Origin of the sequence: Desulfuromonas acetoxidans DSM 684, assembly GCF_000167355.1 — a bacterium.
GTDB lineage: Bacteria > Desulfobacterota > Desulfuromonadia > Desulfuromonadales > Desulfuromonadaceae > Desulfuromonas > Desulfuromonas acetoxidans.
In genome coordinates this window covers 1-13,559 of record NZ_AAEW02000039.1, presented here as the reverse complement: position 1 = coordinate 13,559, position 13,559 = coordinate 1, and the positions used below count along the sequence as shown (strand labels likewise).

The following is a 13,559-nucleotide window of genomic DNA, read 5'->3' as shown; positions in this document are numbered from 1 at the left end:
GTTTATGTTGGACGTGTCTCATTCAAACGAATAACACGCCCTTTTTGTATATCTGCTGGAGCATTATTATGACATTCCGGATTCGCAAGGCTTTCCTCTTCCCTCTGGGACTCCTCGCTATAGAGATTGTGGCCTTACTGGTCAGCTGCATTGTTTTAAAAGAGCCTATTGCCAAGATCGCCATTCTTGCCTTTATGATCTTACCGGTGATCGTGCTGTTTATCGAGTGCCTGTTCCGCCGCACAACCATTGGCGAAGACCAGATCGAAACACGCAAATTTCTCCGTCGCAAAATTGTCAAAATTGCTGAAATCACTGCAGTCGAAACCATTCAAGTCAAGAAACGGGCCTTTGTCACCCTGTGTGCCGGCGATGATTTTCTGATCATTTCCAACGCTTATTCGAAGTTTCCTCTGATGATTTCGCAGCTGCTCTCTTATGTTCCGGCTGAAACCGTCAGCGAAGAGACATCGCAAATGGCGGAGGAACCTCCCCGGAAAAGTACCGACATCATCTCCTGCTGGCTGGCCGTCGCCCTGATGGGATTTATTCTCTACGCGCAGCTCAGAATGCATTCGTGAGCCGAAAACCATGGCGGAGTTGCGGCGAATCAAAGACTGGCCGGAAGGCGATCGGCCGAGAGAAAAGCTCCTGCAGCGCGGTAGCGAAGCGCTCAGCGATGCCGAGCTGCTGGCGCTGATTTTACGCACCGGCGATGCCGCCAGCGGCACCAGCGCTGTCGATCAGGCGCGCAGCCTGCTCAACCAATTCGACAATTTACCTCAATTGGCCCGCGCCACCACCAGCGAACTCTGCACGATCAGCGGTATTGGTCCGGCCAAATCAGCGGAATTACACGCCGTATTCGAGCTGGCCAGGCGACTGAGCGACTGCGCCCTGATGCCGGGCGGCTCTTTCACCCATGCCGAAACGGTCTTCCAGCGTTACCGCAATCGTTTTTTGCGCTACAACAAAGAGGTTTTCATCGCCCTGCTTCTCGATGCCAAGAACCGCCTGCTTAAAGACGTGCGCATCTCTGAAGGCAGCCTGACCGCCAGCATCGTTCATCCGCGTGAAGTGTTTACGGCTGTGGTGCGCGAATCAGCCGCAGCAGTTCTGTTTGTCCACAACCACCCCTCCGGCGATCCCACCCCCAGCCGCGAAGATATCTCCATCACCCAACGGCTCAAAGAGGCGGGCGACCTGCTCGGCGTCCGCGTGCTTGATCACATCATTATCGGCCATGATAGCTACACCAGCCTCGCTGAACAGGGCTTGATGGGGGCCTCATGAAACGCGTTCTCGGGCTACGCACCGAAATCATCCTTTCCAGCGGATTATTGGTTGGCGCAGCATTGCTGTTTATGACATTTCTGCTGTTGCGCCTGACGGAATCACGCCTGCTGGACCAGGCGATTAAACTCCACACCGATCATTCAACGGCATTGAGCCTTTCTGTAGAACAGTTACCCGAGCTGGAGATGGCTCAGGTGGTCGAACACTATGCGCGACACCATAAACTCCTTCACTGGCGTCTCGTCGATCAACGGATGATGCCGATTGCGATGTCAACAACATTGACGGTTCATGGCCGCTCCCAGCGGGAGTTACGTTACGCCCTGTTGCGACAATCACCGCAGATCCATCTCAGTTTTCCCAGTACGTTGAATCTCTGGCCGAACTCTCAGGCTTCGGAACAATACGTAGAGATAACCACGTCTATTCACCGCTATGGCGCAACCTATGCTCTACAGTTGCGCTACCCGCTTCACAACATATTCGAACAACTTCTCGGCTTGACAAAACTGGCAGTGCTATTCTGTTTCGGCTACGGTCTGATTCTAGTTCTGACCGCCATTCTATTGCTCAACCCCTCGGTCATCCGCCCCGTCACCCTGCTAACCAGACGGGCCTTACAAATTACCGATGGTGATTTAAGTCAGCGCGCTCCAGAATCCGGACCGCGCGAGATTACCGAACTCGGCTCCGCCTTCAACCAGATGGTTGACAGTCTTCAGAACAGTCTCGAAGAACAGCGCCACCACTACCGCAAACTTCAGGAAACCCATGAAGAGCTGAAACAGACGCGACAGCACCTGGCCCATTCGGAACGCATTGCCTCCATCGGCAACCTGACCTCCGGCATTGCTCATGAGCTGGGCAACCCTCTCAGTGCCTCAATCGGCTATCTGGAGTTACTCAAAAAGCGATGTGAAGAGCCTAAAAACCGCGATCTCATTGAGCGCGCCCTCAATGAGAGCCATCGCATGGACCAACTAATCAAAGACTTGCTTGATTTTGCCGCCCCGGATCACGAGTCAGGCCATGCCAACTGTGCCCCTTCTGATGTCCTCAAACACAGCTGCGACATGTTATTGCAACAAGGGGCCCTTAAAGAGCGCCATCTATCGACAGACTGGCCGGAACAATTAAGCCACGTTTCCATACCGCCCATTAAATTACAGCAGGTTCTGGTCAACCTGATCCTCAATGCCCGTGACGCAACGGACAGCTATGGTGCCATTACCATAACGGCAACGGAAAATGACTCGAAGATCACAATTAAGGTTGAAGATAATGGCCATGGCATTGAAGGGCAGAGCCTGGAAACCATTTTTGATCCGTTCTACACCACCAAAGCGCCGGGTAAGGGTCGCGGCCTCGGCTTGTACGTCAGCTATCAACTGGTGCACGATGCTCGGGGCGAGTTACAGGCCACATCAACGCAAGGCAAAGGAAGCTGCTTTACGGTCACACTACCTATCATTCCCGGAGAGTCCTGATGAGCAAAAACTGCTCCATTCTCATTGTCGACGACGAATCCGCCATGCGTCATCTCCTCCAGACGATTTTAGAGGAGGAAGAGTATCAGGTCGACGCAGCTGAAAACGGCAAACAGGCTCTTGAAAAAGTCGAACACAATCATTATGACCTGGTTTTGTGCGACGTTCGCATGCCTGAATTGGATGGTATCGGCTTCCTCAGTCGTATTTTGCCTAAATTCCCTAGCTTAACCGTCATTATGATGAGCGCTTATGGGTCACTTGAAACAGCATTGAACTGTATGAAGAATGGCGCCTACGACTACATATCAAAACCGTTTCGGCCGGATGAAATTATTCTTACTCTGAAAAAAGCCCAGGAGCGATTACGGTTGCAACGGGAGAACGAAACGTTGCGGCGCGAACTTAGATCCTCTGGAGAACAACAGCAGATCATCGGCGACAGTACTGCCATCAAGCAGGTGCTGCATCAGGTTGAGACACTGGCGACCGTGGCCTCGCCGGTGCTCATTCAGGGCGAAACCGGTACCGGCAAGGAACTGATTGCCCGTGCGTTACATGAGCACAGTCCGCGCGCCAAAGCTCCCTTTGTCGCCGTCAACTGCAGTGCGCTGTCCCCGCAATTAGTGGAAAGTGAACTGTTCGGCCATCGCAAGGGAGCTTTTACCGGCGCTACCCAGAATCATCCGGGCCTGTTCTATGCTGCCAACGGCGGTACCTTGTTTCTCGATGAAATCGGTGAATTGCCTTTGGAGTTTCAGCCCAAACTACTTCGGGCTCTGCAGGAAAGAGAGATCCTTGCCGTAGGGGAGACCAAACCGCGCAAAATTGATGTGAGAATTATTGCCGCTACAGCCAAAAACCTTAAAGAATCCATTGAACAAGGCAACTTTCGGGAAGACCTCTACTACCGATTAGCCGTTGTTGAACTCACGGTCCCCACATTACGCTCACGTAAAGAAGATATCCCCTCGCTATGTGCGTATTTTCTCCAAAAAATAGCCACACGGGAGGGGCGTCCAATTCCAAGATTGACTAGCGATGCGAACGAGGCGCTACAAAATTATTCCTGGCCAGGCAATGTTCGTGAACTACAAAACGTCATTGAGAAGACATTGATTTTTTGCCGGGGATTGCTCATCACTGCCACTGACCTTCCACAAGAGATAAAGCTTCCTGCATCAACGCTGTCGTCCGTTGATGACGATATTTCTTTAAAAAAAGCCACAGAAGTTCTTGAGCAGCGCTACATCAAAGCGGCCCTTGAACGCACAAACGGCAAGCGCGCCCAAGCTGCGGAAATGCTTGAGATCAGCCTCCGTTCGTTGCAGTACAAGATTAAAGACTACGATCTATAGCCTGCAAGCAGGCAACAAAGAAGCGAACCACTGGTCAGTGGTTCGCTTCTTCTTTTTCAGTCCCATCGGATTTACTTAAAAAACTTCTCGCCAGAACCGCGTACGGGTAAAGGGCAGCCCCCCCATTTTAACAGGATTATTATAAGAACCATTTCCAAAGGATTTCATTCCATCCGGGGTTTTGATGTACAGATGTTGATCCTCTACCAAAGGTGTTGTGGTAACATCACCAACCTCCAACCCGGGATCACCATTTTCATCATTGAGCAACGAAATCCCTGAATAACTGAAGACGTAAATTTCCCCTTCATTACTCCCGGTACAAGGATCTTCTGTTTCTGAGGTTGCCGAACCGAAATAAATACTTCCAGCCGAGGCAAATGCAGAGGAAAAGATTCGCTGCCCGGCAGGCAGTTCATAGAACCAGTCCAAATTTATATTTTCTGTTGAGACTTCGCCTTTCTCAGCATGGTCTAGATAAGCGAAGAAATGATATGAAGTGTTACCGATATCAATATCCTCATCCGCATATGGACTGTCTCCTGTACCAAAGAAAATATAGATGTTGTAGAACAGATTTCCTGACGCATCCAAACTGTTGTCAACCACAACAGAAGGGGATGCATAAATCGAATGATGACGCTGCGACTCTGCAACCGTATAGGTTGTTGTCACATCATCTTCCTCATCTTCAGTTCCCATATCATTGACCACAGTGTAATCAAAGTCGACATTGATTACAGTTTGACTGATTTCATAGTTGGGCGCTTCAGGATCATCTGGCAAATTCACCTTATAGAGATATCCCTCATCCGTGCCGATATAGAGACGGTCAATGTAGCCATTGCCGTCAGAGTCTACAACTGCGGGCTGACCGGATGGCACGCCACCAACCCCACCGGTTTCACAATTCAGATAAATACGATCAATCAAACTGCCATCTTCTATATCCAGTACGTAGATGGAGGGATAAACAGTTTCATCATAGGTTCGGCCACTGACAAAAAAGGCCGCCCATTTGGTTTCACCGCCATCTACGATCTTTCCAATCACAGCAATCGCCGGCGAAGAACGGCTCCGGAACAAATCAGGATCAGCAAATTCCCACATAAATGTCGGATTATTAACATCCGTCACATCCAGACAGAAAATTGTATCGCCGCCATTACCTTCTGCGCTGATGACAACGGTTCGCCATTGATCGTTGATATACACATCAGAAACAGCCGGTGAAGCATCAACATAAGCTCGGTCTTCCCCCTTGAGGTAATTGTTTTTCATTCTGGATAACAAGTTAGCCGGAATAAACGCCCATACCTCGGATCCATCTCCATGATCTGGTGCAGTACCCCCCATTGTTTGCCAATTGAAGAAGGGAGCTTCTGATTCGGGTTCGGTATCAGGATATTTCTCTAATAACTCATCCCACCATTCTGACACTGCGGTAGCATCACTCCATTCAAAATATCCACGTTGCTCAACATCACCCGTATAAGCATTATCACCCCAACGAAAAGATCCGGCATCAAAAGCATGTAGCATGCCGCTACGAGAGCCAACCAGAACAAGAGTATCACGCCAAGCATTTGCCAAAACAAAGAGATCAAACCTTGCTCGCTCTTCATCCGTTATTGCCGTTCCGTAGTACCAGGTTGGCCGACCTGGTGCAGTAACAACCGCAGGTACCGAATGATCAATTGGATCAAGGATCCAGTCTTTTTTCGTACTAACACCATCCTTATACCCTCGAACCCAATTAACAAGCCAATCTCCATCCGCTTCGGTATAATCACCATCATCATTAAAGTCATAACGATAGCCATCGGGATAAACAAAGGTATCATCCAGCCCCAGCTGTTCATTGGTCACATCATTTGCAGAAAAAGACGCCAGAGACGAATCAGTCACATACCATGAGTACGAGGCCATGAGGGGTAAACCATCGCCAAGAGCTTCATGTGGAACAATAACCCACTCACCCGTAGCCCGGTTAATGCTTCCGGTTCCACCTAAGCTACCTTCCAAATCCCAGGTATGCTTATCTGTAAATGTTTCCGTACCCACTGTGATGGTAACACTTTCCGCGACAATGGGAGCATGGTCCAATACACCATAAAATGTTGTGGTTATACCATCCCCTTGCCACGCATTTCCCTCATCGTCGGTCATGGCTTCGCCAATGACGTCATTGATTGTAATCGAAGGATAATAAATGGTTCGTGTGCTGGGCTCCCGGGCCGTTAGTACTTCACCGGCATCCCACAGCACAACTTCATCGGTCAAATGCGTATCAAGAGGGTCATACACGCGAGTGGCACTAAGATGACCACGCAGCTCTGTTGTTGTCCAATCAACAGAAGGTGTTTCATAACTGCCGGAAAAAAGGACATTACCCTGCTGGACCGGAGAGGCCCTGGAAATCTCGCCATGTGTGGCAACGCTGCCATCCAGAATCACATCGACAATCTCCGGCACACAGGTCTCTTCTTCGCTGGTCATAACAGCTTTCCAGATCAATTGCCGACCGACTAGTCCCAGACCGGAAAAATCAATCCGACGCGTACGATAGGTATATTCTGGATAACCTGGCTCCCAATAAGAGACGGCATCACCAAGGAACTTATTGCCCTCTTCATCCAGTGCGTACTCTGCGACACTGTCCCAAGAATCTATTTCTATCCAATTGGTCCCATTATCAATCGACACATAATACGTAATCTCTGTCTGCCCCGGACAGGGCATGTAATCATAGACTTCAAACGTAACCGCCGTATAGTACGCACCAGCCTCTACCGGTTCGATGGCCTGGCTGCTCTCAAGCTGGGCAACCCCGCCGGTTCTACGTTCAATGATAAAAACCATATCGTTATGGTCGGTATCACCGCCACCACCTAAATCTTCCCAACCAAGAATCCATTCATTGGGCTTATCGTCCGGGGCACCGACAATAACATGCGGAAACTTCTGTCCACGAACAATCGGTAGTGTAGCAATATCATTTGTCGGATCATCATCATTGCTACTATTATAGTCAAAATGAAGATCAAAGTAGGTCTCGGCTCTTTGCCGTGCGTTAGAATCCAGCCACCCACTTTTCAAGACACAAGATGATTCTGTGCGATCCTTGCCCAAGAGATAAATTTTTTCGAAGTTATCCCCTGAGCAGTCACCGGATGTTGAAGAATAAGTATCCGGATTAAAGTCCGTTTTTGTATAAAAAACCTTATCCTCATTATCAACTTTAAGGTAAAAACCTAGCTCGGTTCCACCAGCAAAGGTACCTAACATTTCACGCGTATCTAATACGTTTTCTTCACCATCATTATTGTTGTCTTCACCTTCATAGGCGTTAAGGATGCCATCACCATCATCGTCGTTTACATTGTGGTAAACTTCATGCAGAGTTGCATCATCGCCTTCGGCAGGAAGAAACCAGCCAAAATCACTTAATGTGTATCCAGCGCCTTCGTGAAGAAAAGTAACTGACACCTCTTGCTCAAAAGGGATAATAATATTATTCGGATCAATAGCATCATCGCCAGTATTCAGCCTCAAATAACCATCTACAGTCGTACTGACGTTGTTTAACCTAAACTCACTGGCATTGAATCCACCAGAATAATCATCATAGGTCGAGGTGCCACAACCGGGAATCGTCGTTTCTTCAGCGATCGAAAAAGACGCCCCCAACGACTTATCTGCATCCATAACAAGATTAATCGTTTGCGAAGTTGACGTATTGGCACCACTCCATCCTGTAAATTCAGAGGTTAAATCGGCACTGGCTTGCACGGTCACCGATTCGTTCTCCAAAAAAGAACAAGTCCCATCAGAAGACAAAGAACAACTGTTGTCGCCATCCCCTGACATTATGACACTCCCGGTACCGTCACCACTGAATGAAATAGAAATGCTCACTTCACCTGGAGCTTCGCCGTCCATAAACGTTGCCGTGACTGCATGATCCACCTCATTCATATTCAAACTGGTTGAAGTCCCGGCTGAAACAACATCGCCACTCCAACCTTCAAAAGACCCGGCGATTGCGGTTGCAGTCAATATGACGGTCTCATCCAGATAAAATTGATATATCCCTCCGGTGGTACTGGCATATGAATGATTTCCAGACGATCCAACTAAAGTCACACCGCCACTCCCTGTTCCAGCAACGGTCAATGTCAGCTGCTCGGTTGGCTTTGCAACGAAATAGACTGTGACATCAGCATCACTACCCATGGTGAGACTTTCGGGATTATCGGTTCCAGAAAGATCTCCTCCCCACCCATTAAAAAGATCGGGTCCTGACGGTGTCGTTCCTATATGCACATCTGAATCAGTATCAAATTCGAACGATGCAACAGTGCCATCAATGTCGCGACTATCAACGGTGTAGGAAACATCGTCGCCACCAACTTTACCGATTAAAGAAACAACTCCATCACCATCTCCAGCAAAAGTTATAGAGAGCACCTGACGGGTTTCCTCAGGCTCAGTAAAATATGCCGTAACGGTACGGCTGGAGCGATTCATCGAAAACTGCAACGGATTGTCATTCTCATCTTGATACCCAATAAAGCTTGCGGACCAGTGATCAAATTCGGATAAAGACCCGTTTATTGGCGTCAGAGATACGGATGCCCATTTATTAACACTCAAACTCCGACTAGAAGTAATAACCTGCTCGCTATAGCCGAAACCTGAACTCACGGTGACACGCACTGCGCCATCCGTATTATCTGCAAGTATTATCTTCAAGGTTCTGTTATTGGATCCACCGCCTGGTTTGCCCAGTGCATAATTCGCAGTCAATATCAGAAGCACAGTGAACAGAACCACCCATAAGATTTGCACATTATTTTTGAATATCTTTTTCATATTCAGCCCCCTCTCAGTCCTGCTCAATTAATCTGTGCGCTAAAGTCCGTTATTCTGTTAATGTCATTGGAATTGTAATTTTTACCGGAGCCTGCCCCTTCCTGGGCACCATATCCTGCCAGAGCATTCCCCCCTGATGCGCCACCAAACAAGCTAATTTCAATACTGGCGGTTCCACCATCCGGAACATGTGCAGTTGCCCTCATGTAGATAATAGAATCATTGTCATCAATCGCCGAACCACCATCGTCATTGTTCCAGACAGTCACATCGTATTGATAATCTGTCCCGAGAGTTCCACCAGTAATCCAGCGTGCACCACCTTCAAAACTCATATCTGTTGCAGCATCAACACCAACTTGAGATCCATTCAGGACAAAATCCCAGTCTGGATCTTCACCAGCAGCTAAATGCGCATTATTGTTCGTGATGAAGATCGATTTAAAATTTCTTCTCAAATGCTCGATCCCAGCCTCTGCTGCATAAAAAGCCTCTGCTCGACTGCGCTCAGTGGAAGAAATCATGGTTTCCAAGATCGAGGTATTTGTTGCCGCCAACCCTATAATTGTCAGAAGAGTCAAAACGACCAGAGCAACAATTAACGCAGCACCGCGTTCATTTTTTATAACAGTAGCCATCACGTCACCTCTTCCAATCTATTTAAAGGGCCAGATTTCTTACTTTGACTGTTACAGTCAGCTGACGACGTCGAAATCCATCAGCAGGACCAGCTCCATGATCTTCAACGGCAGGACGATTTCCTGTGAAATTTTGGTGTTCATGGGCAGTCCGGCCGACGACATTAAGGCGCACTAGGCGCACCTGATTTTTTTGCGTATTGGTCAGATCTGCATTATCAATCCATGTGTCCACAGCCCCGTCGCCGGCAGTGTCTAGTCCAAAAGCCAATTGCATATCTTCTATGTATTCAGCAATGACCTGGCCACCACTGCCACTATCACGGATAAGGCATGGAATACCATCAACGTTTTCTATGTAGTAAATCGCTTCATAAATTCCATCGGTATAAAAGAAATTTATCGTGCTTCCGGCGGGATAAGTATTAAGAACTTTATTGGGATAGGTCACCCCGTTATAGGTGTAGTTTGGTGCGTTGCCTATTTTATCTGAATTGGGAAGAGTACTGGTATGAAACAGGACCGCCGATGAACTCCCATCAGGTGCTGTTACAATAAAGGGCATCCCTGGAGTTGGTTGCGTATAAGGAACACCGTTACAATAACACCCATTATCCCAGGCACTGTAGGGAGTCGTTTCAAGATCATCAACGACAATCGCTACAGTTGCCGTATCCGGCATGTCATTGGAAAGAATCAGCTGAGGTAAATCATCACAAGCACTGTAGGTTCCAGTTGGATCGGTTCCACAACCATCGGTATTGAAATTCTGGTAGCGAATCACAACGAGATCTGTTCCTGTAACGATGTTGGCAACAGTCGCGGCATTTCCACTTAATCCGTCAACATTGTTTTCGAATTCGATCGGGAAAACCTCGTAGCCACCATAGGACATGTTCAGGATTCCAGAACCGGCCATGCGTGCATCTCGTTCAAGATACATTTTGGCAACACGGACGTTCTGCTGCAATTCTGCCAATTCTTCCTGAACAGCATATGTTTTCTGACTTTTGTTGAACAGGTTCAGTACACCAAGCAGCACCACGGCCGAAACCAGAAGGGTGATCAATATTTCTACCAATGTAAAACCACGATTATTCATAATCACCCCTCATTTGAAACAATAGTGCGCAACTCCACCTGATGGACTTCACCATCAGACCAGGAGACTGTAACCGTTATACGTTTCAGACCAACCAAAGGCACATCATTTTCAATCAATGTTGTTCGATCGAAATAACCGTTAATACCTATGCCATTGTCAACCGCCGGGAAGGTTACATCATTAACCGCATCATAATCTTCACTTTGAATCCGTTCGATTCGGTTTTCAGCTAATGCAGTTGCCTGTGAAATCAGGTTTCCTTGTCTGTTACCTTCAATGGCAACACCTTGCAAACCAGCCAGACTAAGTAAACCCACAGCCAAAATAAGCAAAGCGATCATTAATTCAATCAGACTGAATCCATGCTCAGCTTTCAACATTCTTACCTCCTTTAATCCCAGCCAGATCCATAATTCTTCCAGACCTTTACACGGCCTGTCGTCGCCAAACTGCTCATAGCGAATGTCTCATTTTCATCATTTTTCAGGTAGACAGTTCCTGACTCACTTGTTCCATTGGGATTAAACACAACCCGATCAGCCGAAAAGCTTACGCCATCTATCGGTAACACAGTAGCCCCCGGACGCAATCCTTTACCACTTCCAAAATTAATCTTTGCTGACAGGCGCACTCTTTGATACACAACCTCATCTCCATCGGTCCAATCTTCGGATCCGGCATCCTCTCCTGAATTACTCAGCACGACATATTGTCTGCCTGCAGGATCAAATTGAATGGCCCAAACGGTTGTATCTCGGATCGCACCAGTTTTGGCCAAGACCATATAATGCGCGATATCATTCGCATCTTTTTTTAAAGAAGCTCTCTGAGCTCTTCCCACAAGATAAAAACCCGCTATAGCTGTCAAAATTGTCAGCATGGCTATAACCACAACAACTTCTAGCAGAGTAAATCCTTTTTGATCTTCCTTAGACATGGCTGCTCCTTCTGTTTTTGCTTATTAAGTTCAATTTGCATGCCATGCCGACCTACCTAAAATCCAAAGGATTTCACCAAAAAAAGGCTGCAAAAAATGCACTTTTGTGCAAATTTTGCAGCCTTTTAGGCTGAATATATTTATCCTAGCTACTGCACCGGTACCGCCAACACATAACTGCTCTTCTGACCTTCACCCAGCAACGATCCCAGCTCGGTTGCCACCATCACAGCCTGGCCATCAACAACGGCAACACCTTGAATGGGACGCTCCAGCTTATCGCCGAGAGTTCCCTTGAGCATCATACCGTCCTGATATTTGAAAACAGCCAGCCAGCTTTGATCAACGGTTGAGGTCACTCCTGCTGCTTGGAGCAGTGTCCCTTCTGCACCAACAGCAACAATTTCCTTGATGCCATCACCATCCAGATCTGCAGCGACCGGAGCCACTTCACATACGGCGGTGGTAATCATCGGGTTTTGAGCGGCAGGATCAACATCATAAGTAACGCCGGAGATGGACGCGCCAATCTCTTTGTTTGATTTGTAAAGCTGCTGGGTACCGGAGTAGATATACAGTCGACGGTTACGGACAAAACTCAGTTCGGGCTGTTGGTCGCCAGTCACATCAGCAATCACCGCTCCGATAATTCGGAAGTTGCGTGGAATCTCAAATGCGACATCACGATAATCCAATTCGTCACCAGCCAAATATGCTTCACGAACCCGGTTACCGTAAAAGGTTTCCCGATTGAAATCCTGGGTTAGCAGCAGTTCGGAACGACCATCACCATCACCATCAAAGGCTGCCAACAGTTTGCGCATCCCTTTTTCCACAACCGAGAAGCCATTTCCTGTCCATTTCAACACATCGGTCTCAAGGCGATCATCCCCCCAGACATTGGCAACAAGATAAAGTTCCGATTCCGTCGGCTGCCACCAGCTGATAGAAAGAATCTGACCAAGAGTGGCACTGTCGGCATCTGCCAACATAGTGAGACCATTACTGACGTCAAACACTCTGATTTGTCCGAAACTTCCTGCGGCTAAAAGATATTTCCCGTTAAATGGTTCAAAATCAGCCGTTCTGGTCGTATCACCGAATTGGCCAATTTTGTTAAAACGGGGAAACTCCATATTCAGCCCACCCGTCGAAAAACTTGAGACCTGTTGTGGCGCCTGATACTGAACAGTGCCGGAATTCTCTACCGGAGTTGGTGTAATTTGTGGTGCGGCAATCGATGGAGCCACAACACGAGGAGCAGTCATCGTTACGGGTGCAGGGGTTGCGGCAACAGCAGCAGTCAAAGGATAGCTCCTCAACAATTGCCCCTGACTGTCGCGGACTTGCAACGCTCCAGCACCGGCTTGAAAATAAAGATCTGCTTGAGTTGAAGCACTATTCCCCTGCCATTGCAAAGCAGGAACAGCATCTTTAATCTGAGACAGGACATCCTTATTGGTGCCCTCGTCAACGAAAACCGCATCAAGGCCGTCAAAGCGATGAATTGCCGTTCCCGGTTCTAATGTTGCCTCACCCCGGAGAACTTTGGCATAGGAATAACCGGTCTTAATTCGCGTCACCTGAAGTACAGCGGAAACACGATCTAAGGAGCCAATGACTTCGCCAGTAACCGGGTGAACAATTTTTTCACCTTCAGTAACAACACTGAACAAATCGCCACTGCTGACCCCTTGACTGCTATCGACGTCTAAAATGTATTCGCCACCTGCGGCCATGACGACATAGCCATTGACTGGTGCAAAATCTTCGCTTAACTGATCGGTTAATGACGCCCAGGCACTCACCGTCCACAATAGTCCAATAAGCAGGGGTGTTAGCGCTTTTAACAGTGTCTTCATT

The 13,559-nt window shown here is 48.0% G+C and carries 9 protein-coding genes and 1 pseudogene; 4 read left to right on the top strand and 6 right to left on the bottom strand.

Going from position 1 to position 13,559, the window contains the following annotated elements; genetic code table 11:
- The first annotated feature begins 68 nt into the window (after window positions 1-68).
- The 4 genes from DACE_RS16390 to DACE_RS16375 are packed head-to-tail and all read left to right on the top strand — an operon-like array spanning window position 69 to window position 4,141.
- On the top strand, window positions 69-581 hold the full coding sequence (locus tag DACE_RS16390; protein ID WP_006003187.1) for a hypothetical protein: 513 nt from the start codon (window positions 69-71) through the stop codon (window positions 579-581).
- Between the two features lie 10 nt (window positions 582-591).
- Window positions 592-1,293 carry a RadC family protein gene (radC, locus tag DACE_RS16385; RefSeq protein ID WP_006003185.1) on the top strand — a complete coding sequence of 234 codons (702 nt, stop codon included), beginning with the start codon at window positions 592-594 and terminating at the stop codon, window positions 1,291-1,293.
- Window positions 1,290-2,783: a sensor histidine kinase gene (locus tag DACE_RS16380; RefSeq protein ID WP_006003183.1), complete on the top strand. Its 1,494-nt coding sequence runs from the start codon at window positions 1,290-1,292 to the stop codon at window positions 2,781-2,783. Before radC ends, DACE_RS16380 begins: the two co-directional genes overlap by 4 nt.
- Window positions 2,783-4,141 carry a sigma-54-dependent transcriptional regulator gene (locus DACE_RS16375; RefSeq protein ID WP_006003181.1) on the top strand — a complete coding sequence of 453 codons (1,359 nt, stop codon included), beginning with the start codon at window positions 2,783-2,785 and terminating at the stop codon, window positions 4,139-4,141. The genes DACE_RS16380 and DACE_RS16375 overlap by 1 nt, the downstream gene beginning before the upstream one ends.
- 75 nt (window positions 4,142-4,216) lie before the next feature.
- On the opposite strand, the gene DACE_RS16370 is transcribed toward DACE_RS16375, so the two are convergent.
- From DACE_RS16370 to DACE_RS18385, 6 genes and pseudogenes are all read right to left on the bottom strand, one after another.
- Window positions 4,217-9,016, bottom strand: coding sequence for a PilC/PilY family type IV pilus protein (locus DACE_RS16370; protein WP_006003179.1), 4,800 nt, complete (start codon window positions 9,014-9,016; stop codon window positions 4,217-4,219).
- Window positions 9,017-9,039: 23 nt separating this feature from the next.
- Window positions 9,040-9,654, bottom strand: a complete 615-nt coding sequence (locus DACE_RS17690; protein ID WP_006003177.1) for a pilus assembly PilX family protein — start codon at window positions 9,652-9,654, stop codon at window positions 9,040-9,042.
- A 22-nt stretch (window positions 9,655-9,676) separates the two neighbouring features.
- Window positions 9,677-10,756 carry a PilW family protein gene (locus tag DACE_RS16360; protein WP_006003175.1) on the bottom strand — a complete coding sequence of 360 codons (1,080 nt, stop codon included), beginning with the start codon at window positions 10,754-10,756 and terminating at the stop codon, window positions 9,677-9,679.
- 2 nt (window positions 10,757-10,758) lie between these two features.
- The gene (locus DACE_RS17685; RefSeq protein ID WP_006003173.1) at window positions 10,759-11,139 is read right to left on the bottom strand and encodes a type IV pilus modification PilV family protein; all 381 of its coding nucleotides are present in this window, start codon (window positions 11,137-11,139) and stop codon (window positions 10,759-10,761) included.
- An 11-nt stretch (window positions 11,140-11,150) separates the two neighbouring features.
- Complete coding sequence (locus DACE_RS16350) at window positions 11,151-11,696, bottom strand: GspH/FimT family pseudopilin (RefSeq protein ID WP_006003190.1); 546 nt, start codon at window positions 11,694-11,696, stop codon at window positions 11,151-11,153.
- A gap of 149 nt (window positions 11,697-11,845) precedes the next feature.
- Window positions 11,846-13,559, bottom strand: a pseudogene (locus DACE_RS18385) (hypothetical protein); the annotation flags it as partial.

Coding starts and splice junctions, on each gene's coding strand:
- DACE_RS16390 (WP_006003187.1), top strand. CDS start 69: ATGACATTCCGGATTCGCAAGGCTTTCCTCTTCCCTCTGGGACTCCTC.
- radC (WP_006003185.1), top strand. CDS start 592: ATGGCGGAGTTGCGGCGAATCAAAGACTGGCCGGAAGGCGATCGGCCG.
- DACE_RS16380 (WP_006003183.1), top strand. CDS start 1,290: ATGAAACGCGTTCTCGGGCTACGCACCGAAATCATCCTTTCCAGCGGA.
- DACE_RS16375 (WP_006003181.1), top strand. CDS start 2,783: ATGAGCAAAAACTGCTCCATTCTCATTGTCGACGACGAATCCGCCATG.
- DACE_RS16370 (WP_006003179.1), bottom strand. CDS start 9,016: ATGAAAAAGATATTCAAAAATAATGTGCAAATCTTATGGGTGGTTCTG.
- DACE_RS17690 (WP_006003177.1), bottom strand. CDS start 9,654: ATGGCTACTGTTATAAAAAATGAACGCGGTGCTGCGTTAATTGTTGCT.
- DACE_RS16360 (WP_006003175.1), bottom strand. CDS start 10,756: ATGAATAATCGTGGTTTTACATTGGTAGAAATATTGATCACCCTTCTG.
- DACE_RS17685 (WP_006003173.1), bottom strand. CDS start 11,139: ATGTTGAAAGCTGAGCATGGATTCAGTCTGATTGAATTAATGATCGCT.
- DACE_RS16350 (WP_006003190.1), bottom strand. CDS start 11,696: ATGTCTAAGGAAGATCAAAAAGGATTTACTCTGCTAGAAGTTGTTGTG.